This is a genomic window from Amycolatopsis sp. NPDC023774, assembly GCF_040639695.1.
In the GTDB taxonomy this organism is placed as follows: domain Bacteria; phylum Actinomycetota; class Actinomycetes; order Mycobacteriales; family Pseudonocardiaceae; genus Amycolatopsis.
Genome location: NZ_JBFAAJ010000020.1, coordinates 90,067 through 116,246, shown reverse-complemented (window position 1 = coordinate 116,246; position 26,180 = coordinate 90,067). Strand labels below are relative to the sequence as shown.

General features: G+C 69.7%; 24 protein-coding genes, 1 pseudogene and 1 riboswitch. Of the genes and pseudogenes, 12 read left to right on the top strand and 13 right to left on the bottom strand.

The features are described 5' to 3' along the window. Positions 1–3 precede the first annotated feature (3 nt). On the top strand, positions 4–1,422 hold the full coding sequence (locus tag AB0F91_RS32125; RefSeq protein ID WP_360603593.1) for a M1 family metallopeptidase: 1,419 nt from the start codon (positions 4–6) through the stop codon (positions 1,420–1,422). Here AB0F91_RS32125 and AB0F91_RS32120 read toward each other — a convergent pair. Next, positions 1,304–2,203 (bottom strand): ATP-binding protein, encoded by a 900-nt coding sequence (locus AB0F91_RS32120; protein ID WP_360603591.1) that lies wholly within the window; start codon positions 2,201–2,203, stop codon positions 1,304–1,306. The genes AB0F91_RS32125 and AB0F91_RS32120 overlap by 119 nt on opposite strands. Continuing rightward, positions 2,170–2,631: a hypothetical protein gene (locus AB0F91_RS32115; protein ID WP_360603589.1), complete on the bottom strand. Its 462-nt coding sequence runs from the start codon at positions 2,629–2,631 to the stop codon at positions 2,170–2,172. The genes AB0F91_RS32120 and AB0F91_RS32115 overlap by 34 nt, the downstream gene beginning before the upstream one ends. A gap of 700 nt (positions 2,632–3,331) precedes the next feature. Between AB0F91_RS32115 and AB0F91_RS32110 the strand changes: the two genes are divergently transcribed. Further along, positions 3,332–3,640: an antibiotic biosynthesis monooxygenase gene (locus AB0F91_RS32110; RefSeq protein WP_220244783.1), complete on the top strand. Its 309-nt coding sequence runs from the start codon at positions 3,332–3,334 to the stop codon at positions 3,638–3,640. Further along, positions 3,633–4,436, top strand: coding sequence for a Sir2 family NAD-dependent protein deacetylase (locus AB0F91_RS32105; RefSeq protein WP_360603587.1), 804 nt, complete (start codon positions 3,633–3,635; stop codon positions 4,434–4,436). Before AB0F91_RS32110 ends, AB0F91_RS32105 begins: the two co-directional genes overlap by 8 nt. Here AB0F91_RS32105 and AB0F91_RS32100 read toward each other — a convergent pair. Further along, complete coding sequence (locus AB0F91_RS32100; RefSeq protein ID WP_360603585.1) at positions 4,423–4,860, bottom strand: acetyltransferase; 438 nt, start codon at positions 4,858–4,860, stop codon at positions 4,423–4,425. The two genes, AB0F91_RS32105 and AB0F91_RS32100, sit on opposite strands and share 14 nt — an antisense overlap. Beyond that, positions 4,857–5,819, bottom strand: coding sequence for an endonuclease/exonuclease/phosphatase family protein (locus tag AB0F91_RS32095; protein ID WP_360603583.1), 963 nt, complete (start codon positions 5,817–5,819; stop codon positions 4,857–4,859). Before AB0F91_RS32095 ends, AB0F91_RS32100 begins: the two co-directional genes overlap by 4 nt. Positions 5,820–6,001: 182 nt before the next feature. Between AB0F91_RS32095 and AB0F91_RS32090 the strand changes: the two genes are divergently transcribed. Together AB0F91_RS32090 and AB0F91_RS32085 are read left to right on the top strand one after the other, a co-directional pair. Beyond that, complete coding sequence (locus AB0F91_RS32090; RefSeq protein WP_360603581.1) at positions 6,002–6,979, top strand: ATP-binding cassette domain-containing protein; 978 nt, start codon at positions 6,002–6,004, stop codon at positions 6,977–6,979. After that, positions 6,976–7,773 (top strand): ABC transporter permease, encoded by a 798-nt coding sequence (locus AB0F91_RS32085; RefSeq protein WP_360603579.1) that lies wholly within the window; start codon positions 6,976–6,978, stop codon positions 7,771–7,773. The genes AB0F91_RS32090 and AB0F91_RS32085 overlap by 4 nt, the downstream gene beginning before the upstream one ends. A gap of 81 nt (positions 7,774–7,854) precedes the next feature. Here AB0F91_RS32085 and AB0F91_RS32080 read toward each other — a convergent pair whose 3' ends face one another. Continuing rightward, positions 7,855–11,025 (bottom strand): BTAD domain-containing putative transcriptional regulator, encoded by a 3,171-nt coding sequence (locus tag AB0F91_RS32080; RefSeq protein WP_360603577.1) that lies wholly within the window; start codon positions 11,023–11,025, stop codon positions 7,855–7,857. Positions 11,026–11,185: 160 nt separating this feature from the next. Between AB0F91_RS32080 and AB0F91_RS32075 the strand changes: the two genes are divergently transcribed. Together AB0F91_RS32075 and pcp are read left to right on the top strand one after the other, a co-directional pair. Further along, a complete protein-coding gene (locus AB0F91_RS32075) occupies positions 11,186–12,631 on the top strand; it encodes a M1 family metallopeptidase (protein WP_360603576.1) in 1,446 nt (481 codons plus the stop codon). Between the two features lie 368 nt (positions 12,632–12,999). After that, positions 13,000–13,629 carry a pyroglutamyl-peptidase I gene (gene pcp, locus AB0F91_RS32070; RefSeq protein WP_360603574.1) on the top strand — a complete coding sequence of 210 codons (630 nt, stop codon included), beginning with the start codon at positions 13,000–13,002 and terminating at the stop codon, positions 13,627–13,629. Here the strand turns inward: pcp and AB0F91_RS32065 are convergent. Both AB0F91_RS32065 and AB0F91_RS32060 read right to left on the bottom strand, forming a co-directional pair. Further along, complete coding sequence (locus AB0F91_RS32065) at positions 13,607–14,599, bottom strand: hypothetical protein (RefSeq protein ID WP_360603572.1); 993 nt, start codon at positions 14,597–14,599, stop codon at positions 13,607–13,609. The genes pcp and AB0F91_RS32065 overlap by 23 nt on opposite strands. Before the next feature lie 65 nt (positions 14,600–14,664). Continuing rightward, entirely contained in the window at positions 14,665–17,211 is a 2,547-nt protein-coding gene (locus tag AB0F91_RS32060) for an ATP-dependent Clp protease ATP-binding subunit (protein ID WP_360603570.1), read from the bottom strand. Between the two features lie 369 nt (positions 17,212–17,580). On the opposite strand from AB0F91_RS32060, the gene AB0F91_RS32055 reads away from it, so the two are divergent. Next, positions 17,581–18,405 carry a (2Fe-2S)-binding protein gene (locus AB0F91_RS32055; protein WP_360603568.1) on the top strand — a complete coding sequence of 275 codons (825 nt, stop codon included), beginning with the start codon at positions 17,581–17,583 and terminating at the stop codon, positions 18,403–18,405. Positions 18,406–18,412: 7 nt separating this feature from the next. On the opposite strand, the gene AB0F91_RS32050 is transcribed toward AB0F91_RS32055, so the two are convergent. After that, on the bottom strand, positions 18,413–18,985 hold the full coding sequence (locus tag AB0F91_RS32050; protein ID WP_360603566.1) for a TIGR03086 family metal-binding protein: 573 nt from the start codon (positions 18,983–18,985) through the stop codon (positions 18,413–18,415). A gap of 66 nt (positions 18,986–19,051) precedes the next feature. Here AB0F91_RS32050 and AB0F91_RS32045 point away from each other — a divergent pair, with 66 nt between their 5' ends. Next, on the top strand, positions 19,052–19,867 hold the full coding sequence (locus AB0F91_RS32045) for a helix-turn-helix domain-containing protein (protein ID WP_360603564.1): 816 nt from the start codon (positions 19,052–19,054) through the stop codon (positions 19,865–19,867). Between the two features lie 129 nt (positions 19,868–19,996). On the opposite strand, the gene AB0F91_RS32040 is transcribed toward AB0F91_RS32045, so the two are convergent. Continuing rightward, positions 19,997–20,350: an Lsr2 family protein gene (locus tag AB0F91_RS32040; RefSeq protein ID WP_285971935.1), complete on the bottom strand. Its 354-nt coding sequence runs from the start codon at positions 20,348–20,350 to the stop codon at positions 19,997–19,999. Positions 20,351–20,500: 150 nt separating this feature from the next. Next, entirely contained in the window at positions 20,501–22,009 is a 1,509-nt protein-coding gene (gene lysS, locus AB0F91_RS32035; RefSeq protein WP_360603562.1) for a lysine--tRNA ligase, read from the bottom strand. Between the two features lie 93 nt (positions 22,010–22,102). Here lysS and AB0F91_RS32030 point away from each other — a divergent pair, with 93 nt between their 5' ends. Then, positions 22,103–22,927, top strand: coding sequence for a class I SAM-dependent methyltransferase (locus AB0F91_RS32030; RefSeq protein ID WP_360603560.1), 825 nt, complete (start codon positions 22,103–22,105; stop codon positions 22,925–22,927). Beyond that, positions 22,923–22,985: riboswitch (guanidine-III (ykkC-III) riboswitch) on the top strand. It overlaps the preceding gene by 5 nt. Before the next feature lie 32 nt (positions 22,986–23,017). Next, positions 23,018–23,332, top strand: a complete 315-nt coding sequence (locus AB0F91_RS32025) for an SMR family transporter (RefSeq protein WP_360603558.1) — start codon at positions 23,018–23,020, stop codon at positions 23,330–23,332. Positions 23,333–23,432: 100 nt separating this feature from the next. Here AB0F91_RS32025 and AB0F91_RS32020 read toward each other — a convergent pair. Both AB0F91_RS32020 and AB0F91_RS32015 read right to left on the bottom strand, forming a co-directional pair. Further along, a pseudogene (locus tag AB0F91_RS32020) lies at positions 23,433–23,669 on the bottom strand (IS481 family transposase); the annotation flags it as partial. Then, positions 23,670–24,530 carry a sigma-70 family RNA polymerase sigma factor gene (locus AB0F91_RS32015; RefSeq protein ID WP_360603556.1) on the bottom strand — a complete coding sequence of 287 codons (861 nt, stop codon included), beginning with the start codon at positions 24,528–24,530 and terminating at the stop codon, positions 23,670–23,672. A gap of 79 nt (positions 24,531–24,609) precedes the next feature. On the opposite strand from AB0F91_RS32015, the gene AB0F91_RS32010 reads away from it, so the two are divergent. Beyond that, complete coding sequence (locus tag AB0F91_RS32010) at positions 24,610–25,356, top strand: NAD(P)H-binding protein (protein ID WP_360603554.1); 747 nt, start codon at positions 24,610–24,612, stop codon at positions 25,354–25,356. Here the strand turns inward: AB0F91_RS32010 and AB0F91_RS32005 are convergent. Next, entirely contained in the window at positions 25,353–26,126 is a 774-nt protein-coding gene (locus tag AB0F91_RS32005) for a type III pantothenate kinase (RefSeq protein WP_360603552.1), read from the bottom strand. The two genes, AB0F91_RS32010 and AB0F91_RS32005, sit on opposite strands and share 4 nt — an antisense overlap. Positions 26,127–26,180 lie beyond the last annotated feature (54 nt).

Here is a 26,180-nt window from a genome sequence, read left to right as displayed (position 1 = left end):
ACGATGCGCAGCCACCGAACCGCCGTCTTCGCCCTCGCCGGTGTGCTCGCGCTGTCCGCGTGCAGTGCGGACAATCCGGACATCGCACCGCTGCATCCGTCCGCGGGGGCGCGCGGCGCCGGCGATCCGTATTACCCCGAGGACGGCAACGGCGGTTACGACGCACTCGACTACCACGTCGACGTCGGCTACGACCCCGCGAGCAGCCACCTCGACGGCGACACGACCGTGACGGCGAAGGCCACGCAGGACCTCAGCCGGTTCGACCTGGATCTGCGGGGGCTTGACGTGGCGTCGGTCGAGGTCGACGGGAAACCCGCCAAGTTCAGCCGGGAGAAGAACTTCGAGCTGGTGATCACGCCGCCGCAGCCGTTGCGCGCAGGCACGACGTATCGCACCCGCGTACGGTACTCCGGCGATCCGTCGAAGACCGAGCACGACGGCGGCAGCGAGACCGGCTGGAGCCGCTCGGCCGACGGCGGCGCGTTCATGGTGGGCGAGCCGCATTCGGCGGCGTTCTGGTACCCGGTGAACGAAACCCCGCGCGACAAGGCCACGTTCAGCGTGACCGCGCACGTGCCGGACGGCTGGACGGTGATCGCAGGCGGCCGTGAGCGAGGCAGTTCTTCGGCCGGCGGCAAGACCACCACCACCTGGACCGAGCCGAACCCCGTGGCCAGCTACCTCACGACGATCGCGATCGACAAGTTCACGGTGAAGCGCTCTTCCCTGCCCGACGGCACGCCCGTGGTGTCGGCGTACGCGCCGGGCGCCGAGTCGCTCGAGGCGAGCGGCGACCGGCTGCCGGACATCCTGGCGTTCCTGAGCAGCAAGTTCGGGCCATACCCGCAAAGCGCCGCCGGCGGCATCTACCTCGCGGAGGACATCCACTTCTCGCTGGAGACGCAGACGCGCCCGACGTACGCGAAGTGGGCCGACGTCCTCACCCTCGTGCACGAGAACGCCCACCAATGGTTCGGCGACTCCGTGTCGCTCGACTCGTGGTCGGACGTCTGCCTCAACGAGTGCTTCGCGTCGTACGCGCAGTGGCTCTGGTCCGAACGCGAGGGCCAGAACCTCGACGACCGCTACCGCGCAGCCCTCGAGATCACCCACGCCAGCACGGACTTCTGGAACCGCAAACTCGTCGACCCGGGCCCCGGCCACGAGTTCGAAGCCGTGTACGACAAGGGCATCCTCGCCCTGCACGCCCTGCGCCGACGCATGGGCGACGGCCCGTTCTCCACCCTGCTGCGCGACTGGCCCGCTGAGCACCGCCACGCCAACGCCACGTGGGCCGAATTCACGAAATTGGTGAACCACCTGGCCGGCCAGGACCTGGGCCCCTTCCTGGACGACTGGTTCCGCACGGCGAAACTCCCGTCGGACGCGGACCTCTACCCGGGCACGCTCCGTCCCTGAGCCGAGGCGCCCAGGAGTGACCTGGTACGCATTGGTCGGAGTCAGGATCGGCAGCGAGGCTGCGCAGCGTTACCCGGCGGAGGAGTTCCTTCACGAAGGACGCTGTGATGCCTTCGGTGGCTTCGACGATCGGGGCGAGGTCGGCGGTCACCTTGAGACCGCGGGAGTACAGCGCGAGCAGCGCGGTGCGGCCGGCGGCGTCGGGCAGCGGGATCTCGACGGCGAAGTCCACGCGGCCCGGCCGGTCGGCCAGGGCCCTCTCCAGGTCACCGGTGCGGTTGGTGGTGCGGAGGAAGCTGACGTCGGCGTCTCCGCCGACGCCGTCCATGGCGTCGAGCAGGCCGAACAGCAGCGGCGTGCCGCCGCGGGCGTGGTCGCGGTCCTCGGCGATGAGGTCGACGTCCTCCAACACGACGACGCTGGGCTGCAGCCGGCGCGCGAGTGTGGCGGCCTTCGAGACGAAACGCATCGCCGAGCCGGTGAGGATGACGACCGTGCTGCCGGGCAGCCGTCCCAACCGTCCCAAGAGGTAGCGGACGGTGTGCGTCTTCCGGGTACCGGGCGGGCCGTGCAGCAGCACGCCGCGTTTGAGGTGCTGGCCGGCCGCCAGCAGGCGTTCGCCGTGTTCCGCGATGCCAAGCGTGTGCCGTTCGACCGCGTCGAGCACACCTTCGGGCAGCACCACCTCTTCCGGCCCGGTCGCGGGCCGGGGCAGAAAAGTGAGCAGCTCGTTGCCGCTGTGCTCGCTCACGCCGAACTCCAGCACGTGGCCACGCAACACTCGTGCTCCGCGATCAGCTGCTCGATGCGGTCGGGCGTGGCCGTCGCCGCGGCGCGCTCCCCGGCGATCACCTCCGGGCGGTAATACATCTGACCGTACTGCTGGTTCGTCCCCCGCACACCGACGATCACCGACGTCCCGTCCGGCGCGGCCGTCCCCACCAGCCCCAGCTGCACGACCTCCGCCGCCGCGTCGGGCCCGTTCGTCGCGGTCGTGCAGTCGACGGCCCCCAGCTCGTACAGCCGGTGGTTCCGCGCGGCGAACAGCATGCCCACCAGGTCCTCGTGGCCGCGCTGCCCGCCGGCGATCCCGAACCAGTCCGTCCGCACGCCGTGCTCGGCCAAGTACGCGTCGATGCCCGCCTGGACGTTGGCGTGCTCCCAGTCCTCGTAGTTGCGCGTCACCACCAGCGCCTGCGTCAGTGGCACCCCGGTGCCCGGTGACGCGGTCGATCAGCTCGTTGGCCTGGCGCGAGCCGACCGCGTTGGCTGTGGCTTTGATGATGCGCTGCAGGTCGCGTGCGAGTGCTTCGTGATCTTCCCCCATGAACCCCAGTTTCTGGGTGGCCTGGCTGACGGAGTCGAAGTAGAAGTCGGCAGCGTCACCGATCTGGGACACCAGTTCCGGGGTCTCCCAGCTCGGGCCCGACAGCCGCGAGCGCACCAAGGACTTCTGCCAGGCGATGTCCCGGTAGTCGTGGTGCAGGTCATCGGAATGGAACGACGCGAAGGCGTGAAGGCCTGGTTCGAATTGATCGTGTGGACGCCGATGCTGCGTCCGGGCCCGTTGTGCACCAGCGACCAGTTCTCCTGGTCCAGGTGGTTGCGCGCGGTCCAGAACGCCAGGTAGCGGACCAGCAGGCCCATCCGCTCCGCGGCGACTTTCCCCACGCCGCGCAGGTCCACGCCCTGCCCACCCGGCCGCGGGCGGGCGCGCGTTCGACCCGCGCCGCCTCGATGCCGTAGCGGTGCCAGCCAGAACGCCAGCGCCGGGCCGGCGCTGCTCGCCCCCGAGATCAGAACCCGCGTGGGGTGCCCCCGTTCACGAAACCTGCCTCAACGTGATAGCCACAACTATTTGACGGTTACTACCACTTCCTCGCGCGGAAGACGGAAGTAGGCTGGAGGCATGGCAGTGGTGAAGATCAACGCGATCGAGGTCCCCGAAGGCGCCGGCCCCGAGCTGGAGAAGCGGTTCGCCGCGCGGCTGCACGCCGTCGACAGCCAGGCCGGGTTCCTCGGCTTCGAGCTCCTCCGCCCGGTTTCCGGCGAGACGCGCTACTTCGTCTACACGAAGTGGGAGTCGGAGGAGCACTACCAGGCGTGGGCGGCCGGCCCGGCGCGCGAGGCCCACGCGGGCGAGCGCGCGAAGCCGGTGTCGTCGGGTGCGAGCCTGCTCGAGTTCGAGGTCGTTCAGGCTTCGAAGCCGGGTGAGTGACGAACTCGCCCGCGCGGCCGACCTGATCCACGGTGCCGGCGCGTTGCTCGTGTGCGCCGGCGCCGGGATGGGCGTCGACTCCGGCCTGCCCGATTTCCGCGGCGACGAGGGCTTCTGGCGCGCGTACCCGCCGTACGCCGAGCTCGGCCTCAGCTTCGAGGAGCTGGCCGACCCGCGTCACTTCGCCGACGACCCCGAGCTGGCCTGGGGCTTCTACGGCCACCGGCTCGACCTTTACCGGAAGACGGTGCCGCACCGGGGTTTCGAGCTGCTGCGCGAATGGGGCGAGAAGAAGCCCGGCGGCGTCCGCGTCTTCACGTCCAATGTGGACGGCCAGTTCCAGGTCGCGGGCTTCGGCCACGTCGCCGAGGCCCACGGGTCCATCCACCACCTGCAGTGCCTCAACGGCTGCACGGACGACATCTGGCCGGCCACCGACGTCCACGTGGACCTCGACGAAACGACCATGCGCGCCCGCCCGCCGCTGCCGAGCTGCCCACGCTGCGGCGGCCTCGCCCGGCCCAACATCCTGATGTTCGGCGACTTCGAGTGGGTTCCGACGCGCAGCCAGGCCCAGCTCGACGAGCTCACCGCGTGGCGCCGCGACCAGCGCGAACTCACCGTGGTCGAGCTCGGCGCGGGCCAGGCCGTGCCGACCGTCCGCCGCTACGCCGAGCTGGCCAGCGCGGCGACGGGCACGCTCGTGCGCATCAACCCGCGCGAGCCGCAGATCCGCCACGGGCGCGGCGTGTCGATCGCGGCCGGCGCGGTGGAGACGCTGCTCAAGCTCGCCTGAGGTGCAGCAACGGGAACGGCCGGCCCTCGGAGTCCGTCGCCGAGCGGCCGGCGATCACGAACCCGTGGTGCAGGTAGAAGCCGAGAGCCTGCGGGTTCTGCTCGTTGACGTCCAGCGTCAGCGAAGGAAACTCCGCCAACGCCGCCCGCAGCAGCGCGGACCCGACCCCTGAACCACGGTGATCGGCGTGCACGAACAGCATTTCCAAGCTGCCGGAAGCGATCCCGGAAAAACCGGCGGCAACACCGTCCACAGTGGCCACCGTCAGCTCCACCCGCGGGAAGTACCCCGGCACGCGCTCAGCGTAGAACGAGACATCGTCGGCGGTCAGAAAATCATGCGTCGCCTCGACCGCGCTGCGCCAGATCGCCAGCAGCTCCGGGTATTCGTCCGGGCCCGAGACCGGACGGAGCGAGATCGTCACGGCAACCGCACCTGGGCGTAAACAGCGCGATGGTCGGTTCCGGGCATGTCGAACACGCGGTAGTCCTCGACGGCCGCGCGTTTGTCCACCAGCACGTGATCCAGCGTAACGAGCGGCGTGGCATCAGCGGGCCACGTGGGCTGCAGGCCGTCGCCGCGTTCGTCGGCGGCGTCGTGGTAGCCGCGCGACCGCACGGTGGCCAGGGCCGCGTGGTCGAGGGTCGCGTTGAAGTCGCCGGCCAGCATGCGCAGGCCGTGCTCACCAGCGGCGCGCGATAGGTCCTTCGTCTCGCGTTCCCACTGGTCGACGTCGGTGTCGGGCGACTCCGGGTGCACCGCGACGAGCTCCACCACCGTGCCACCGCCGAGGTCGGCCTCCGCGCTGGGCTGCTTCGCGGTGGAGTCGCCCGTGTAGTTCTCCTCGGTGAGCGGGTAGCGCGACACGATGCCCGACCCGTCCGCGCCCGGCGCCGCGTGCAGCACCCGGTACGGCAGCAGCCCGAACAGCCCCGCCTTGTCCAAAGCGGACACTTCAGCCGAGGTCATCTCCACGAGGTTCAGCACGTCGACCTGGTTGTCGCGCACCAGCTTCACGATCGTGGCGGCGTCGGCGTGACCCAGGTACAGGTTCGCCGACATCACCCGCAGCGACTTCCCCGCCACGGCCGGTTGCTCATCGGCCATCACGCGCGGCGCCACGAACACGGCCAGCAGGGTCGCCAGCACCAGCGCGATCCCGCCGGTCCACCACCGGCGCAGCGCCAGCGAAACGCCGCCCAGCAGCGCTCCGTACACGATCGCGTACGGAGTGAGCGCGAGCAGCACGAGCGTGTACCAGCCGCCGTCGTAGCCGACCGTGCGCAGCGCCGCGATCGCCGGCAGGGGCACGCCGAACAGCAGCAAGACGCCCGTGACCAGCCGGTTCCGTGGCCGCGCCCGCACCTGGTCGTTGATCACCATGGGCCGAGTATGCCGACTCCAGCCGGGCGAGCGCGCCCCGGACACCGCACCTCCACAACACCTCCGCAACTCCTGACAGCGGAAGACAGGTCCGCGGCAGGCGCTGTCAGCGTGCTGTGCGCGCCCTGACAGGCCGGCCGTCCACTGTGTTGCCCGGAGGGCGACAGCAGGAGGAGGACCACATGTCGTTTGCGATCAAGGCCGAGGGCCTGGTCAAGCAGTTCGGGGAGACGAAGGCGCTGGACGGGGTGGACCTGGAGGTCCCGTTCGGCAAGGTGGTGGGGGTGCTCGGGCCCAACGGCGCGGGCAAGACCACGGCGGTACGCATCCTGGCCACGCTCGTCAAGCCCGACGCCGGAAACGCCACGGTCGGGGGTTTCGACGTGGTGCAGGACCCGGTGCGGGTGCGTTCGCTGATCGGGCTCACGGGCCAGTACGCGTCGGTTGACGAGGACCTCAACGGCATCGAGAACCTTGTGCTGATCGGCCGGCTGCTCGACCTGTCGCGCGCCGACGCCAAGGCCCGGGCGAAGGAACTGCTGGAGCGCTTCGAGCTGTCCGACGCCGCCAAGCGCCCGATCCGCACCTACTCCGGCGGCATGCGCCGGCGGATCGACCTCGCGGCGAGCCTCGTCGGGCGGCCGGAGGTGCTCTACCTCGACGAGCCCACCACCGGGCTCGACCCGCACGCCCGCAACGAGGTGTGGGCCGTCGTTCGCGGCCTGGTCGCCGACGGCGCGACGGTACTGCTCACCACCCAGTACCTGGAGGAAGCCGACCAGCTGGCCGACAAGATCACCGTGTTCGACCACGGCCACGTGGTCGCCGACGGCCGCGCCGACGAGCTCAAGCGTCGCGTGGGCGGCCAGACGCTGCAAGTACGCCCGACGTCGCTCGCCGATCTCGACGCTGTCGCCCGCATCCTGGGCGAGCTCACCGGCGTCCGCCCGACGCGCGACGACGACACGGGCCTGCTCACCGCGCCGGTGTCCGACCCGGTCCTGCTGTCCACGCTCGTGCGCAAGCTCGACGAGGCCGGCATCACCTCCGACGAGCTCGCGCTGCGGCTGCCGAGCCTCGACGAGGTGTTCCTGGCCCTGACCGGCCACTCCGCCGAACCGTCCACTGCCGACGCCCAGCTCGAAGGGAGCCTCGCGTGACCGCGCTCGCGCTCGATCCACCCCGCCGCATCAGCCCGGTGAAAGGCACGCAGCACGCGCTTTCCCTGGCCTGGCGCGGAATCCTGAAGATCCGCAAGAACCCGGAGCAGCTGGCCGATGTGACGCTGATGCCGATCATCTTCCTGCTGATGTTCACCTACCTGTTCGGCAACGCGCTGGGCGGGTCCATCTCGAACTACCTGCAGAGCCTGGTCCCCGGCTTGGTCGTGATGAACATCCTGCAGGCCAGCCTGACCGTGGGCGTGCAGCTGAACGCCGACGTCACCAAGGGTGTGTTCGACCGGTTCCGCAGCATGCCGATCGCGCGCTCGGCGCCGTTGGTGGGCGCGGTGCTGGCGGACCTCGTGCGTTACGTCGTGTGCCTGGCCGTGCTGATGGTCGTCGCGATGGTGATGGGTTACCGCATCGAGACGGGCCCGATGCAGTTCCTGGCCGCGATCCTGCTGGTGCTGGCGTTCGGGCTGTGCTTCTGCTGGGGCTCGGTGTTCGTCGGGATGCTGATGAAGTCGCCCGGTGCCGCGCAAGGCCTGATGTTCGTGTTCATCATGCCGCTCACGTTCGGCAGCAACGTGTTCGTGTCCACCGCGACGATGCCGGGGTGGCTGCGGGCCTGGGCGGACATCAGCCCGGTGAGCCTGATGGCCAACGCGTTGCGGGGCTTGATGAACGGCGGCGCGGTCGCCGGGCCGCTCGGCGGGGCGCTCGCGTGGATGGTCGGGGCCGTGGTGGTGTTCTTCCCGCTCGCGACCTGGGCCTACCGCCGCCGGGTCTGAGCGACTGTCGAAAAAGGACCACACCGGAACACGGGGCACTCGGTCCCCTCCACCGCGGGGCGGTGGAGGGGACCGAGCTCGTCAGCCGCCGATTTCCTCGGTGAACCAGGCGATTCCGTCGGCCCGGTCCAGCGCCCGGGTGGCCGCCACGAGCTTCGCGTACCGGTCCGCGCCCAGGTTCTCCTGCAGCCTGGTGATCAGCCCGACCACTTCCGGGCTGCCGAGGTCGAACTCGCCACGGACCAACGCGCTGAGTGCCAGCACGCGCGCCGCTGCCTCGAGCCGGCCCTGCGCGTAGCGGATCTCCGCGACGACCTCGGCGATCTGGGCCAGATCGGGCATGTCCATCCGCTGGCTGACCGACCGGACGGCAGCGACCGCGTGCGGCAGCGCCTCGTCCGGCTTTCCTTCCGCCAACGCGATCCTGGCGTGGATCATGCCGAACCACTCGTCCTCGAAGCTGCCCGGGAACGGCCAGTCGTCCCGTCCGCGCAGGATGATCTCGCCCACGCTGCGGGCATCCGCCAGCCGACCCTCGCGGATGAGCAGTTCGAGCCGGCCGAACATGAGGATCAGGGTCAGCTCGCGCTTGCCGTTGTTCTCCGCGTAGCGTTCGGCCGCGGTCAGCTCCCGCCAGGCGCCGTCGCGATCACCACCGCGCGACCGCTCCACGGCGAGGCGCCACCACTGCTGGACGACGTCGTCCTGCGAACGCAGCTCCATGGCCAACCGCAGTCCTTCGGTGTACGCCGCGATCGCCCCGGCGTGGTCGCCGCGCTGCGACAGGCTCATGGCGCGGAAGCTGAACGTCATCGCCAGGCCCCAGCGGTCCCCGATCGCGAGGAAGCCGGCGTGGGCCTCCTCGCGGGCGCGGGCGGACCCGTCCAGGTCGCCCTCGTCGGCGAGCACGAAGCTCTCGGCCCAGTGCGCCGCGGCCCGGCTCCAGGGGTCCCCGCCGCCGATCGCGCGCTTGATTTCGCGCCGCGCCAGTTCGCGGTGGCCGCTCAGGAAAGCGACCATCGGCAGCGCGAGCGAGAGCCACGGGTTGCCCTTCGCGGCGCCGGTGCGCACGCACTCCTCGATCAGGTCCGGAGCGCCCGCCATCGCCTGGGGCCCGGTCATCATGTGCATCATCATTTGACTCAGCCGCAGGGCCGCCGCGACGTCGGGTGCGAGGCGGTCGCCGAAGGCCAGCACGTCGACCACGAACCGCTCGGCGCGTTCACCCTGGCCCAGGATCGACAGGTACCAGAACAGGCCGTAGAGGAGGCGGCCGGAGGAATCGACGTCCTCCGACTCGATGGCGGAGCGCAGGGCGGCGGTGAGGTTGTCGTTGTCGTTCTCGAAGACCTCGATCGCAGTGAGCTGATCGCGGGTGCGCAGCAGCGGCTCGGTGCGTTCGACGAGGTCGACGAAGTAGCGCACCATGGCCGCGCGCAACCGCTGGGGCTCCCCCGAATCGGTGAGCCGCTCGGTGGCGTACACCCGCAGCGTCTCCAGCATGCGGTATCGCCCGCCGACGGTGTCCACAATGGATTTCTCGACCAGCGAACCCAGGACGTACACCACGTCTTCGGCGGGCAGCAGGTCCTCGTCGGCGCACACGGCCGTCACGGCTTCCTCGTCGAACGTCGCGGCGAACACGGCGAGCCGTCGCGCCAGCGCGAGCTCCGCGTCGGTGAGCAAGTCCCAGCTCCATTCGACGACGGCCCGCAGGGTCCGTTGCCGGGGCAGAGCCGTGCGGCTGCCGGAGGTGAGCAGGCGGAAGCGGTCGTCGAGGCGTTCGGCGATGCTCGCGACCGGCATCGACCGCAGGCGCGCCGCGGCCAGCTCCAGCGCCAGCGGCATGCCGTCGAGCCGGCGGCAGATCTGCGTCACCGCGTCCACTGTGGATTCGTTGAGGGTGAAGTCGGGGCGCACGGCGATGGCCCGGTCGAGAAACAGCCGCGCCGAGTCCAGCGCGCCCACCTCGCCCGGCGGCGTGGTCTCGGCCGGCACGGGCAGCGGGCCGAGCGGGCAAAGGGCTTCGCCGGTGATCGCGAGCGGCTCACGGCTGGTGGCCAGTACGCGCAACGCCGGCACGCGGCGCAGCAGATCGTCGGCCAGCTGCGCGGCGGGCTCGATGATGTGCTCGCAGTTGTCCAGCACCAGCAGGGCTTCGCTGCCGCTGAGGGCCTCGACGGCGTACTCGATCAGCTCCGTCGGCCGCCGGCGCACCTCGGCCTCGCTCGCGCGCAGGTCGCGGATCTCCAACGCGGTGAGCAGCGCGCCCAGCACGTCGTCGGAGTCACGGACGCCGGCGAGTGGCACGAAGCAGACTCGCCCGGGCCCGTGCGCGGGGTGGCGCGCCGCGGCCTCGGTCGCCAGGCGCGTCTTGCCCGCGCCACCCGGGCCGACGAGCGTGACGAGCCGGGAACCGTCGAGCAGCTCGGACAGCTGCTTCAGCTCGTCGCCGCGGCCGACGAAGCTCGTGAGTCGAACCGGCAGCCGATCGGTGACCGGCGCGGCGGGCGCGAGCTCACCGCGCAGCGCCTGCAGGTGGATCTCCTGCAGCTCGGCCGACGGGTCCACGCCCAGCTCGTCGGCCAGCGTCGCGCGGATCGTGCTGTACGCGGCGAGCGCGTCCGCCTGGCGGCCGGCCGAGCACAACGCCCGGACGCGCAGGCCGGCGAGCCGCTCGCGCAACGGGTGGGCATTGGCGGCGGCGGTGAGATCGGCGAGCACGTCGGCGTGGCGGCCCAGGCGCAGCTCGGCGTCGAAGCGGTCCTCGGCGGCCTCCGTGCGCAACTCCTCCAGCCGCGTCGCGGGTGCGGTGGCGAACGGCGCGTCGAGCACGTCCGCCAGCGCGGCGCCGTGCCAGAGGTCCAGAGCAGTGCGCAGCAGCTCGGCCGCGCGCGAGTCACGGCCCGCCGAAAGCTCCCGACGCCCCTCGGCGGCGAGCCGTTCGAACCGGTGCGCGTCCACGGCGTCCGCGGCCAACGCGAGCCGGTAGCCACCCGCCCCGGACTCCAGCTCGGCCCTCGCCGGCCGCAGCGCGCGGCGCAGGCGCGAGACCAGCGACTGCAGCGCGTTGGCGGCATCGGCGGGCGGCTCGGTGCCCCACAGGCCGTCGATGAGCATCTCGGCCGGCACCGCGTGGCCGGCGTCGAGGGCGAGCCGGGCCAAGAGCATGCGAAGGCGCGCACCGCCGATGTCCACCGGGGTGCCGTCCTCGCAGGCCGCCCGCAGCGGACCCAGGAGCGCCACGCGCATGCCACCAGCTTTCCAGACGGATGCTGAGGACGGGTCCGAACGGCCGCCAGGGAACCGACGTAAGTGTGGACTTTCAGGACAAAACACCACCAGCAGCCATCAACAGCCCTTCGCGGCGATACGTTGCAAACGGTTTCCCGAGCAGCAGACAGGAGCGTTCATGAGACTGCAGCACCGCTGGCGTCGCCCGGCAGTGACGGTCGTCGCCACGCTGGCCGCGCTGAGCCTGGGCGGCGGCATCGCCTCCGCAGGGCAGGACGGGTACGGCTGGGGCACACCGGGTGCCGACGGAGCCGGCGACAGCTACTACCCGCAGGACGGCAACGGCGGCTACGACGTCGCCGACTACGACCTCGCCGTCACCTACGCGCCGGACAGCCACCAGCTCACCGGCGTGCAAACGATCAGCGCGCGGGCCACCCAGACGCTGAGCTCGTTCAACCTCGACCTCAACGGCCTCACCGTCGACTCGGTGAGGGTCAACGGCCTCAAGGCCAAGTTCACCCGCAGCGGCGACCACGAGCTCACGGTCACGCCGCTGCTCCCGCTGCTGCGCGGCCTGCCGTTCCGCGCCGTGATCACCTACCACGGCGTGCCCGCCCCGATCAGCGACCCGTCGCTGGGCGACAACGGCTGGCAGTACGCCGAGACCGGTGGCGCGTTCGTCGCCGGCGAGCCGAAGTCGGCCAGCACGTGGTACCCGGTGAACGACACCCCGCGCGACAAGGCGACCTTCCACCTCGCCATCACCGTCCCGGACGCCTGGGGCGTGATCGCGAACGGCCGGGAGCTGGCCACGCACAAGACGGCGAAGGGCACGACGCACACGTGGGCCGAGACCACGCCCGCCGCGCCGTACATGACCACGGTCGCCATCGACAAGTGGACGTTCGACAAGCGCAAGCGCAAGGACGGCACGCCGATCGTCAGCGCCTTCGCGCCCGGCACGCCGGATTCGACCAAGCAGGCCGATGCGCGGCTGCCGGAGATTCTCGACTTCCTGGAGTCGAAGTTCGGCAAGTACCCCGTGGACGCCGCCGGTGGCATCTACCTGGCCGAGCCCATCGGGTTCTCGCTGGAGACCCTGAGCCGGCCGATCTACTCCGGCCGCGCGGGCAACGTCGACACGATCGTGCACGAGAACGCCCACCAGTGGTATGGCGACACCGTGGCCGTGGACCATTGGAAGGACGTCTGCCTCAACGAGTGCTTCGCCTCCTACGCCGAATGGCTGTGGGACGAGGCCAAGAACGGCGTGAACCTCGACGACCAGTACCGGCAGCAGGTCGCCACCGCGTCCGACCGGTTCTGGAACGGCAAGCTCTACGACATGGGCCCGGGCAACGAGTTCACCTACGTGTACTCCAAGGGCCCGGTCGCGCTGCACGCCCTGAGCAAGTACATGGGCGAGGCCGCGTTCGACAAGGTGCTCAAGACGTGGAACTCGTTGCACCGCAACGGCAACGCGAGCATGCAGGAGTTCCAGAAGTACTGCGAATCCGTGTCGCACAAGGATCTGCAGGGCTTCTTCGACGCGTGGATCTACGGCTCCGGCAAGCCGTCCGATCAGTACCTCTACCCGGGGGATCTGAAGCCGGCCGCTTGATCTCTTCGGTTCCGCTCGTGACGGCCTCCCTGGTGCTGCCGGGGAGGCCGTCTCGCTGTTCGACGCCGGTACTTGCGCAGCACCGGCCGCGTCGGGTGGGTGCGGCCGATCTCGGTGAACCCACTGCTTCGAACGTCTGCAGCGTGTCGGTGAACAGAGCCGGCTGGGCAGCGCCGGGGTCGGCGTCGCGCTGCTTCAAGCCGCGGCCCGGCTTGCCCCCGACCACGGCGCGTCCGTGCTCCACGGGCACCCCGTCGACGTCGCGAACTTGCGCGGCACCCACGAGATGCTCCCGTGGACCCCTCCTCGCTTCCAGCCGGATGGTCCGAACCTATTCTGGGCTTCGGCCTCTCGGAGGGAGTTTCGGCATGACGGTGTTGCTCACGGGGTTCGCGCCGTTCGGCGGGTCGGCGACGAATCCATCCTGGCAGGCGGCGCAACTGGTGGCCGCACGGCGAAACGACGTAGTCGCGGTGGAGCTGCCGGTGGAGTTCGGCGCGTCGCTGACGGCCTTGCGTGCGGCGATCGAGCTGCACCAGCCGAGTGTGGTGGTGTGTGCGGGAGAAGCGGGTGGGCGCAGCGCGGTCACGCCGGAGCGGGTGGCGATCAACCTGATCGACTCCCGGATTCCCGACAACGCCGGCGACCAGCCCGTCGACGTGCCGGTGATCGCGGACGGCCCGGCGGCCTACTTCACCACGTTGCCGGTCAAGGCGGCGGTGGCGGCGATCCAGGCGAAGGGCGTGCCGGCGGCGATTTCGCACACGGCGGGAACCTATGTGTGCAACCAGGTCTTCTACGGCCTGATGCACTTGGCCGCCAAAGAATTCCTTTCGCTGCGAGGCGGATTCGTCCACGTGCCGTCGGCGCCGGAGCAGGTCGGTGCGGACCGGCCGGCGCTCGACGTGCGGCAGTCGGCCGAAGCGTTGGACGTCGTGATCACGACCGCGCTGACCACCGCGGACGACCTCGACGTCAGCGCCGGAACGTTGAACTGAGGCTCGGGAACGGCGCCTCGCGGTCCGCACGGAGCCGGTCGTAGAAGTCGGTGAACTCCACGGCCGTCTTCGCGTGCCGCGCGACCACCGACGCCACGGGTTCCGGCAGCGGCAGTTCCCCGCCGGCCGCACGGCGGACCGCGGCCACGCGCTCGGCCCGGTCCCAGGTGCCGCAGACCTCCGTGACCAGCCACTGCGTCAGGTGCATGGCCAGGTACGCGGAATCGTGCTCGACATTCGCCTCGGCGAACGCGCGCTCGGCGGCATTCAGGTCGAACCTCGTGACGAAGGCGAGTCCGAAGTCGGTCAGGTAGAGGCGCTCGCCATCGGTGAGGAAGTTGCCGAAGTGGGTGTCGAAGTGCAGCACGCCTTGTGTGCGAAGGAAACCGGCCGTCTCGAACAACTGCTGTTCGACACGTTCCGTCAGATCGAGGTGCGTGGGCAGCCAGGCGTGCAGCGTCGTCGGCAAGTACTCGCAGAACAGGACCACGCTCGCCTCGGCCGCCTCCAGCTCCTCCAGCCGCCGGCGCACGGCGGCTGAACCGCCCCAGTACTCGACGTCCGCTTCGAGCGGGCGATCGGGAACACGGTTGGCCCGCAGCGGCAGCACGCGCCAGTGGTGCAGCAGCGGGAAGTACTCGCACTCACCGCCGAGGACCCAGCCGGTGGCCATGACGTGCAGCGCCAGCTCCCGCCACGCCGAGCCCTCCGGCGAGCCGAGGCCGTAGTGGCAGAACTCCGGCAGGTCGTAGAGGTTGGCCGTGGAGTGCGGATGCCGAAGTTCCAGCTCCGTCAGCGGCACCCGTTTCGCGAACACCGGAGTGCCGTCGACGTCGAGCCGCACGCCCGTGCCGCCGATGCCTTCGGACACGACCTCGGCGGCCGCGAGCTGTTCGGTCAGCTGCCGGTCGCTCAGCAGCGCCAACACCGTGGCCGCGCGCAGGTGGTTCGTGAGTCGTGAGTCCCCCATTGACTTCACAATACGGAGAAGGGCGGCTCCCCATGGGGAACCGCCCTTCTCACCTCGTCAAGCGATCAGTCGTTCTCAGTGTCGTGCTCCGAGGCGCCGATGCTGACCGGCGGCGCGTCCGGAACCGAGGACGGGCGCCTCTCACCGCGGAAGGTGAAGTGCGCTTCGTCGTCGCGGTCTTCGGGGTTCCCGCTCCAGCCCTCGACGTCGACCAGGATGATCTGGCCGGGCTCGACCTCGCCGAAGAGGATCTTCTCCGACAGCTGGTCCTCGATCTCGCGCTGGATCGTGCGACGCAGCGGCCGGGCGCCGAGCACCGGGTCGAAGCCACGCTTGGCCAGCAGAGCCTTGGCCTTCGCGGTGAGCTCGAGCTCCATGTCCTTCGCCTTGAGCTGCGTCTCCACGCGCCCGATCATCAGGTCGACCATCTGGATGATCTGTTCCTGCGTGAGCTGGTGGAAGACGATGATGTCGTCGATACGGTTCAGGAACTCGGGCCGGAAATGCTTCTTCATTTCCTCGTTGACCTTCTGCTTCATCTTCTCGTAGCGGTTCGTGACGTCCGCTCCGGAGGAGAAGCCGAGGCTCACGGACTTCGAGATGTCCGAGGTGCCCAGGTTCGAGGTGAAGATCAGGACCGTGTTCTTGAAGTCGACCGTGCGACCCTGGCCGTCGGTGAGGCGACCGTCTTCGAGCACCTGCAGGAGCGTGTTGTAGATCTCCTGGTGCGCCTTCTCGATCTCGTCGAAGAGCACCACCGAGAACGGCTTGCGCCGCACCTTCTCGGTCAGCTGCCCGCCCTCTTCGTAGCCGACGTAGCCCGGAGGGGCACCGAAGAGCCGCGAAGCGGTGTAGCGGTCGTGGAACTCACCCATGTCGATCTGGATGAGCGCGTCGTCCTCGCCGAACAGGAAGGCCGCCAGCGCCTTGGAGAGCTCGGTCTTACCGACACCGGACGGGCCGGCGAAGATGAACGAGCCCGACGGGCGCTTCGGGTCCTTCAGACCCGCACGCGTACGGCGGATCGCCTGGGAGACGGCCTTGACCGCGTCCTCCTGGCCGATGATGCGCTTGTGGAGCTCCTCCTCCATGCGCAGCAGCCGGGTGGTCTCCTCCTCGGTGAGCTTGAACACCGGGATGCCGGTCCAGTTGGCCAGCACCTCCGCGATCTGCTCGTCGTCCACCTCGGCGACGACGTCGAGGTCGCCGTCCTTCCACTGCTTCTCGCGCTCGCCCTTCTGGCCGAGGAGGGTCTTCTCCTCGTCACGCAGGCGGGCGGCCCGCTCGAAGTCCTGCGCGTCGATCGCGGACTCCTTGTCGCGGCGGACGTCGGCGATCTTCTCGTCGAACTCGCGCAGGTCCGGCGGCGCGGTCATGCGGCGGATGCGCATGCGGGCGCCGGCCTCGTCGATGAGGTCGATGGCCTTGTCCGGCAGGAACCGGTCGTTGATGTAGCGGTCGGCCAGCGTGGCGGCCGCGACCAGCGCCGAGTCGGTGATCGAGACGCGGTGGTGCGCCTCGTACCGGTCGCGCAGGCCCTTGAGGATCTCGATGGTGTGCTCGAGCGACGGCTCGCCGACCTGGATCGGCTGGAAGCGGCGCTCCAGCGCGGCGTCCTTCTCGATGTACTTGCGGTACTCCTCGAGCGTGGTCGCACCGATCGTCTGCAGCTCACCGCGGGCCAGCATCGGCTTCAGGATCGAAGCCGCGTCGATGGCGCCCTCGGCGGCACCCGCGCCGACGAGCGTGTGGAGCTCGTCGATGAACAGGATGATGTCGCCGCGGGTCTTGATCTCCTTGAGCACCTTCTTCAGGCGCTCTTCGAAGTCACCGCGGTAGCGGGAGCCGGCGACCAGCGAGCCTAGGTCCAGCGTGTAAAGCTGCTTGTCCTTGAGCGTCTCGGGCACTTCGCCCTTGACGATGCTCTGCGCGAGGCCCTCGACGACGGCGGTCTTGCCGACGCCCGGCTCGCCGATGAGCACCGGGTTGTTCTTGGTGCGGCGGGACAGCACCTGCATGACCCGCTCGATCTCCTTGCCGCGCCCGATGACCGGGTCGAGCTTGCCCTCGCGGGCGAGCACGGTCATGTTGCGGCCGAACTGGTCGAGCACCAGCGACGACGACGGGGTGCCCTCGCCGCGGCCCGAGCCGCTCTCGGTGGACTTCTCGCCGGTCTGGTAACCCGACAGAAGCTGCAGCACCTGCTGGCGCACCCGGTTGAGGTCCGCGCCGAGCTTGACGAGCACCTGTGCGGCGACGCCCTCACCCTCGCGGATCAGGCCGAGCAGGATGTGCTCGGTACCGATGTAGTTGTGGCCGAGCTGCAGCGCTTCGCGCAGCGACAGCTCAAGCACCTTCTTGGCCCGAGGCGTGAACGGGATGTGCCCGCTCGGCGCCTGCTGGCCCTGGCCGATGATCTCTTCGACCTGCTGGCGCACTCCCTCGAGGGCAATGCCCAGCGACTCGAGCGCCTTGGCGGCGACACCCTCACCCTCGTGGATCAGACCCAGGAGGATGTGCTCGGTGCCGATGTAGTTGTGGTTGAGCATCCGGGCCTCTTCTTGGGCCAGGACGACCACCCGCCTCGCGCGGTCGGTGAACCTCTCAAACATGCGCACTCCCTCGACTGCTGCGTCGGCGGCCCGTTCCCGTCACGGGATTTCACCCGCGACGGACAGCACCGTGAGACCACTGTAGTAGCCAAGCGGTCGCGCTTGCGTACCACTACGGCTTGCGGTGGTCTTTTGGCACCCGGCCGGTGACCCGTCCGGTCACCATCCAACATCCGGTTGCCCTGCACTTTTACCTCTTGTCGAACGTACGGGCCCGCGTTCGGATTCCGCCTGCACCCCCCTGTCCGCTCAGCGCGAACACATCCGGGAGCTGGCCGTTTCCACCAGGTGGGCACCCGATTGGCGCAACCGCGCGACCTATGTAAGGTTAGGCACGCCTAATCAGTACGGCCGGTGAGGAGGGCCGCGGTGAACCAGCAGCGGTCTTCCCGCGGCGTCGGCGACGTCGGTGACGGCCTCGCCAGTTCGCTCCTGCGGGTCGGGAGGCGCCAGGAGCGCGGTGAGCTGCGGCGGGACGTCCCGACCGGGTGGTTCCACTGCGCCGAGCTGCTGGAACACCCCGAGCTTTTCACCGAATGGCGTGAACGGCTGGAAAAGTGGCTTCTCCACAACCACGGCGCCGCGCCCGAGCGCACGGCCGCGAGTTACGTGATGTCGTGGTACCTGCATGTGCCCGCGTACGTCGGCGCGCTGCTGCTGCACCACGAACGCCGCGTTCCGTCGCTCGAACCCGAGCAGCTCGCCTTCGGGCTCGGCGCCGACCGTCCGCACCCCGAGGGCATGGCCGTGCTGGGCGAGAGCTTCTGCTGCCTGCCCACCGACCCCGGTTCCGCGCGACCCGAGGCCACGGTCGTGGCCGACGAACGCGCGCTGGCCGGGGTGCTGCGCGCCCAATTCGTGGCACACGCCACACGCTTCGTCCGCGCGTACGCGCCGAGCAGCCGCCTGGGCCGCCGCATGCTGTGGGCCGCGGCCACCGACGCGCTGGACAACTCGCTGTGGTGGGCCGGCCGGCAGGGCGGGACGCCGGACGCGGAAGGCGCCGGGGTCGCCGACGCCGCGTTGGTGCTGGCCGACCGGTACCGCCCGCTGACCTCCGCCTCGACCCTGCGCATGGCCACGGACGCCGAAGGGCACCGCGCCTGGGAACGGCGGCGGGAGAGCTGCTGCTTCTCCTATTTGCTGCCGGGCGAGACCGAGTGCGCGGAATGTCCGCGCGTCTGCTCGAGATGAGCGCAGGTCACGCGGGCCAGGCCGGGTCGCGGCCCGAAGCGCCCAGCGCGCGGTCGAGGGCCGGAGCGCCGGCCGGAACCGGCACCTCGGGACCGTAGACGCCCATCGCCCGCGCCTGCTCGCCCATGGCGACGGCGGACGCGCACACGGCTTCCGCGGCCTCGTCGGAGCAGATCAACGACGCGCCGGCCGCGCGGGCGAGGTCCCAGCCGTGGATGACGAACTCGCCAAGCACCATGTCGCCGACAATCGCCGCGGGCATCGTGGCCGAGCCGAGCGTCGCCAGGCCTTCCCACGCGCCTGCGGGCGCGAAGGCGTCGACGAGGTCTTCGGTCTGCTTCGCCAGCGTCGCGAGCCAGTCTTCGCCGACGAGGGCAGCATCGGCTTCGGTGCCGGTCGCCGTGTACGTCTCGCGACGGCCGGCGGCGGCGAGCCACGGGCCCCAGTAGAGCAGGTGGTTGAGCAGGCCACGCACGTCGTAACCGGTGCACGGGGTGGGCGCCGTGAGCGATTGCGCGGCGGCCGCCACGCGCAGGAATTCGGCCGCGGCCGGGCGCAGCAGGGCGGAGTGGTCGGTCATGCGTGAAGCCAAGCAGCGGGGCGCGACGCGCGTCTTGAACGAACGCGACGCACTAGCGTGACACGCATGCGCCGGATCCCGCGCGGCATCGTCGACGAGCAGGTGGCCCGCACCAAGTTCACGCTCGCCCGTCACGCACCGGCGCCCGCGCTCGCGCAGTTCGTCGACTACCACTGGGTGCTGCACTGGGACCTCGACGGCTTCCACGACCAGCACGTGCTGCCCAACGTCGCGGTGCACGTGACCTTCTTCCCCGGCGCGTGCGGCGTCTACGGCCCGGGCCACACGCTGTTCACGCACCGGCTGGAGGGCCGCGCGCACGGCCTCGGCGTGCGGTTCCGGCCGGGGTGCTTCCGCCCGTTCCTCGGCGCGCCCGTACGAATCCTCGCGGACCGATCCGTACCGTTGGAGGACGTCTTCGGCAGCGGCGGCACCGAAGTGGCCGAATCGGTGCGAAATGCGAGTGACGATCAGGAAATGATCGCTGCAGTCGACAACTTGCTGATCGCAATGCACTCGACTCTTCCGCCCGCCGCGCGGACGGCCGCCGCGGCGGTGGAAACAATCGCGGAGGATCCCGAAATCACGCGCGTCGATCAACTCGCCGCGAGCGCAGGCTTGTCCGCACGGGCACTTCAGCGGCTCTTCGCGGAACACGTCGGCTGCACGCCCAAGTGGGCGATCCGGATATACCGCCTGAACGACGCCGCGCGCGACCTCGCCGACACCGGCAGTCCCGATTTCGCGGACCTGGCCACCCGGCTCGGCTATAGCGATCAACCGCACTTCACCCGTGATTTCCGCGCGGTGACCGGATCCACGCCCGGCGAGTTCGCCCGTTCGGCCCGCCGCGCCGTACCGGTGCAGAACGAGCGCTCTTGAACACTGGGCCGCGGTGAACACAAGCCGCTGAAGTCGCCGAACGCCCTGGGTTCAGCCGACCGGACAGAAACCGGACAAGCAAAACGGCCGCCGGAAATAACCCGGCGGCCGCCCTCCTCGTTGTGCCCCTCAGTTCTTCTGGTGGTAGGCCTCAACGACCTCCGACGGGATCCGTCCCCGGTCGGAAACCGCGAAACCGTTCTTGCGCGCCCAGGCGCGAATGGCCTGGTTCTGCTCGCGGTCGACCGTGGCCGGGCGGGCCGAGGCCTTCGCACCCGCGACCGGACGCAGCGCGGCGCGCTTGCGGCCACCGGCCCGGCGGGCGTGCTCCACGTACTGGGCCAGCGCGTCGCGCAACTCTTCGGCGTTTTCCGAGGACAGGTCGATCTGGTAGGTCACACCGTCCAAACCGAACTCGACGGTCTCTTCGGCCTCACTGCCGTCGAGGTCATCGACCAGGGAGACGAGCACCTTCTGTGCCATCTGATTCCTCCTGCGGGGCTTACGCGAATGATCTGGTTACGGGGCGAGCCCCGGGACAGAAGTCTTTGTCACTCACATTAATACCCGCTCGTCCGGCCGCGTGCAAATCTCGTTTGAGATAAACTCGGCCGGTTCCTACCGACGGGTGGGTTATTCCGGCCGTACGAGGGGGAAGAGGATCGTCTCCCGGATACCGAGACCGGTCAACGCCATGAGCAGCCGGTCGATCCCCATTCCGACGCCACCGCTCGGCGGCATTCCGTACTCCAGGGCGCGAAGGAAATCCTCGTCGAGACGCATGGCCTCACTATCACCCTGTGCCGCCAGGAGGGACTGTTCGGTGAGGCGCTGCCGCTCCACGACCGGATCCACCAGCTCGGAGTAACCCGTGGCGAGTTCGAAACCGCGCACGTAGAGGTCCCACTTCTCCGCAACGCCGGCCCGGCTGCGGTGTTGCCTGGTCAGCGGCGATGTCTCAAGGGGAAAATCACGCACGAATGTGGGCGCGGAGAGATCGTCGCCCACGAGGTGTTCCCACAGTTCTTCGACCAGTTTGCCGTGGCCGAGCTTCGGGTCCACCTCGATCTCGCGCGCCTTGGCGATCTTGTGCAACCGCTCGGCGGGAGTCTCGGGTGACACTTCTTCGCCCAATGCCTCCGACAGCGACTCGTACATGCCGAGCGTCGTCCATTCGCCGGAAAGGTCGTACTCCGTTCCGTCGACGAGGGTCACGACCTGGGTGCCCAGCACGTTCTCCGCGGCCTCCTGGATGAGTTCGCGGGTCATCACGGCATTCGTGTCGTACGTGGCGTAGGCCTCGTAGTACTCCAGCATCGCGAACTCGGGCGAGTGCGAGGAGTCGCTGCCCTCGTTGCGGAAGTTGCGGTTGATCTCGAAAACCTTCTCGATCCCGCCGACCACGCAGCGCTTGAGGTAGAGCTCCGGCGCGATCCGCAGGTACAGCTCGAGGTCGAACGCATTCGAATGCGTGACGAATGGCCTGGCCGCGGCGCCGCCGTGCAGCGTCTGCAGCATCGGCGTCTCCACCTCGGTGAATCCGCGGCGGTGGAACGACTCGCGCAGCGAGCGCACCACGCCGGCGCGAGTACGCACGACATCGCGGGCCCGATCACGCAGAATCAAGTCGACATAACGCTGCCGGATTCGCGTTTCCTCGGCAAGGTCGGAGTGCGTGTTGGGCAGCGGCCGCAGCGCCTTCGACGTGAGCTGCCACCTGTCGGCCATCACGGAAAGCTCACCGCGCTTGGAAGTGATCACCTCGCCGGAGACGAATACGTGGTCACCGAGATCGACGTCGCTCTTCCACGACGCGAGCGACTCCGCGCCGACCTTCGCGAGGCTGAGCATCGCCTGCAGTTCCGTGCCGTCACCCTCACGAAGAGTGGCGAAACACAGTTTGCCCGTATTGCGCAGAAACATCACCCGGCCGGTGACGCCGACCGTCTGACCAGTGGCGGAGTCGGGCGCGAGATCTGAGTGCGCGGCCCGGATCTCGGCGAGCGAGTGGGTGCGGGGAACCTCCACGGGGTAAGGATCGACACCCTCCGCGATTATCCGGTCGCGCTTGTCCCGGCGCACCCGCATCTGTTCGGGCAGGTCGTCTTCGGGCAGCGCGTCGGGCGCGGGGAATTCGGTCATGGCCCACAGCGTACGAACCCGCTGGTCGGCTACGCCAACCGGATTACCCTTGGCGGCATCGGCGCTGCCTTTCCCGTATTAGTCTCGGTTGTCGTGACCGATCCCACGTATGATCAGGAACTCCACGCCCGGCGCGCCTCGTCGTTCGGCGGCCACGCCGCCGCCTACGCCGAGCACCGGCCCGACTACCCGCAGGCGGCGGTGGAATGGGGGCTCGCCGGCGCCGCGCACGACGCGCGCGACGTGCTCGACCTCGCCGCCGGCACCGGAAAGCTCACGCAGGGGCTGGTCGACCTCGGCCTCACCGTGACCGCGGTGGAGCCCGACGAGGGCATGCTCGCCCAGCTGTCCAAGCTGCTGCCGGACACCACGGCGCTCACGGGCAAGGCCGAGGACATCCCGCTGGCCGACGAGTCCGTCGACGCGGTGTTCATCGGGCAGGCGCTGCACTGGTTCGATCTGGAGCCCGCGTTCGCAGAGATCCACCGCGTGCTGCGCCCGGGCGGAGTCGTCGTGGCGCTGTGGAACCACGACGACCTGACGGTGCAGTGGGTGGTCGAGTTCGCGAAGCTCGTGCGCACGGGCGTGAGCCGCGTGTTCCGCGACGAGAACGAAGGCCTGTCGGCGGCCGGCTTCGAGCCGTTCGAGGACCGCGAGTTCCAGCACACGCACCGCCGCACGATCGACACGCTGCTCGCGACCGTCGCCACGCACTCCAACTTCCTGGTCGCCGAACCGGCCGAACGCGACGCCGCCCTGGCTGCCGCGCGCGAGTACCTCCTCGCGGTGCCGGAAGCGGGCGCGGGCGAGTTCGACTACCCGCTGGTGACGACGGTGTTCCGCGCACGCAAGAGCGAGTCCGAAGGGCGGCGAAGCTCACCCTCCGAGAGCTCCGGATGGTGCTACCTTCCGTCGTGACGCCACCCGGGCGCCCCGGACGAGAGCGTCGTACCCGGTCAGGACAAGACGGCGCAGTGGATCTACACCTCACTGCGAAAGGTTCTGATCATGGCTTGGGTCGTTCTCGTCGTCGCGGGTTTCCTCGAAACCGTCTGGGCCGCCGCACTGTCGGCCACCAAGGGCTTCACGAAACTGTGGCCGACGGTGGTTTTCCTCGTCGCCCTCATCGCCAGCATGGGTGGTCTCGCGTACGCCCTGCGCAGCATTCCCCTCGGCACCGGTTACGCGGTGTGGGTCGGCATCGGCGCCGTGGGGACCGCCGCCTACGGCATCTTCGCCCTCCACGACTCCGCGACGATCGGCCGCATCGCGTGCCTGGTCCTGATCGTCGCGGGGGTCGTGGGGTTGAAGGTGCTGCACTAGATGTGATGTCCACGGAGGTCGGTCAGTCGGGTGATGGGTGGCTGAAACCGGATGGCGCTGCGGGGTCGGTGGCGATCGTCGGACTGCGGCCACGCTGGTGGTTGATCCGGCAGCGGGTCAGCACCGCGCGGACCGTGGCGGCCGGCACGCCCAGCCGGCCGGCGATCTGGACGGGGCCCAGCCGCAGCCGCCACCGCAGGTGCACGATTCGCCGCACCATGACGGGCGGGGTTTTCGCCGGGCCGTGGTGCGGGCGCGAGGACAGCATCCCGGCCTTGCCCTGCGCTCGGTACCGAACGGCCCGCTTACGGGCCGTTCGCGGCGACACCATGAACATTCAGAAAACTGAAATCTCCAACGCGCGCAGCCGCCCGGGATCGCCGACGACGTCGATGGCCGTGATGCGGTCACCGTCGAAGGTGAACGTGAGCACGACCTCGAGGCGGCCGCGCGGCGCGAGCACGAGGGCGGGCGCGCCGTCGACGAGCGCCACCTGCGTGGCCCGCGCGCGTTCCGAAGCGAGCAGCGCGCCCTTGCTCACGCTGCGGACTCCTCGCAGGACGACAGGCGCCGGTGCCCCGGACACGGCGGCGTCGGCCTGCAGCACCACGTCGGGGTCGAGCAGCTGCAGCAGCGCTTCGAAGTCGCCGCCGCGCGCGGCCGCCAGGTAGGCCTCGACGGCACGGCGGCTGCGCTCGACGTCGGCCGTCGGTTGTTCGCCCCGGACCCGGCGCCGGGCGCGGCTGGCGATCTGGCGCACGGCCGCCGGGGTGCGGTCGAGCATCACGGCGATGTCCTCGAACGGCACCGCGAACATGTCGTGCAGCACGAACGCGATGCGCTCGGCCGGCCCCAGCGAGTCGAGCACGACCAGCAGCGCGAGCCCGACCGAGTCGGCGAGCTGCGCTTCCGCTTCGAGGTCGAAGTCGTCACCGCGTTCGAATACCTGCGCGTCGAGGGAGTCCTCACGCCGGCGTTCACGCGTGCGCAGCTGGTTGAGGCACTGGCGCGAGACGACCGTGGTGAGCCAGGCGGGCAGGCTGTCGATCGCACGCGAGTCCACGCCGTCGAGCCGCAGCCAGGTTTCCTGCACGGCGTCCTCGGCTTCGCTCAACGAGCCGAGCATCCGGTACGCGACCGAGCGCAGCCGCGGCCGGTTCTCTTCGAACTGCTCCGCCAACCAGGCCTTTTCGTCCACGTGTCACATTCCTCCGTCGCGCGGGTTCACCGAAGTACACACCGACAACCCCGGTCACGTGACCGGAACGGAGGAAGAAATGAGCACGATCCTCGTCACCGGCGGCACCGGCACGCTCGGCACCCTCGTCACCCCGCTGCTGCGCGACGCGAAGCTGCGCGTGCTGAGCCGGCACGCCCACGAAGCCGCCGACGGCATCGAGTACTTCGCCTGCGACCTGCTCAGCGGCGACGGCCTCGAAGCCGCAGTCGACGGCGTCGAAGTGGTGCTGCACCTGGCCGGCGGACCCAAAGGCGACGACGTGGCCACCGCGAACCTGGTGAAAGCCGCTGAACGCGCCGGCATCGGCCACTTCGTGCTCATCTCGGTGATCGCCGCCGACCGCGTGCCGCTGGGCTACTTCACGCGCAAGTTCGAGGCGGAGAAGACCGTGTTCGCCTCGGGTCTGCCGTGGACGATCCTGCGCGCCGCCCAGTTCCACGGCTTCTGCCTCGACGCCGTGCACGCCGCCGCGAAACTACCTGTCGTCCCCGTGCCGGGCGGCATGCGGTTCCAGCCGGTGGACGCCCACGACGTCGCGGCGCGCCTCGCCGGACTGACCCTCGGCGCGCCCGCCGGCCGCGTCCCCGACCTGGCGGGCCCGAAGGTCTACACCATGCGCGAGCTCGTGGACGATTACCTGCGGGCCAGGGGGACGCGCCGCCCCAAGCTGCCCGTCCGGCTGCCGGGCAAGGCCGGCCGCGCCTACCGCGCGGGCGACAACCTCAACCTCGACGCGGAAACCGGCACCCGCACCTGGGAGGAATTCCTGGCACAGACGAACTAGCGCACATTGCGTTCGTACACCAATCGCAGTCCCAGCAAAGTCAGATCGGGCACGTGCTCCTTGATCGTCTCCGATTCGCCGATCACCAACGGCGCGAGGCCACCGGTCGCGATCACCGCGACCGGCTCGGTTTCCTCGCTGCGCAGCTCGCGCACGATGCGTTTCACGAGGCCGTCGACCTGGCCCGCGAAGCCGTAGAGAATGCCGGACTGCAGGCATTCCACGGTGTTCTTGCCGATGACCGACCGCGGCGGCACGAGTTCCACCTTGCGCAACGCGGCGGCGCGGGCGGCGAGCGCGTCCACGGAGATGTCGATGCCGGGGGCGAACGCGCCGCCGAGGAACTCGCCCTTGGCGGAGATGGCGTCGACGTTCGTGGACGTGCCGAAGTCGACCACCACGCAGGCCGTGGCGTGCAGGTGGTGGGCGGCGAGCGTGTTCACGAGCCGGTCGGCGCCCACCTCCTTCGGGTTGTCCACGAGCAGCGGCACGCCCGTGCGCACGCCGGGCTCCACGACGATCTTCGGCAGCCGCGAGTAGTAACGCCCGAGCATCACCCGCAGTTCGCGCAGCACGGCGGGCACTGTGGACAGCGCGCTGATACCGGTGATCGCGTCGGCGTGCGGGCCGAGCAAGCCGCGCATGGTGAGCGCGAGCTCGTCGGCGGTCATGCGCGCGTCGGTGCGCATGCGCCAGTCACCGACGAGCCGCTGCCCCTCGTACAGGCCGAGGACGATGTTGGTGTTGCCGACGTCGACGGTGAGCAGCAACGCGGACTTCCTTTACTGCGGCCCGGTTTCGCCGCCGGCTCAGTGGATCACAGT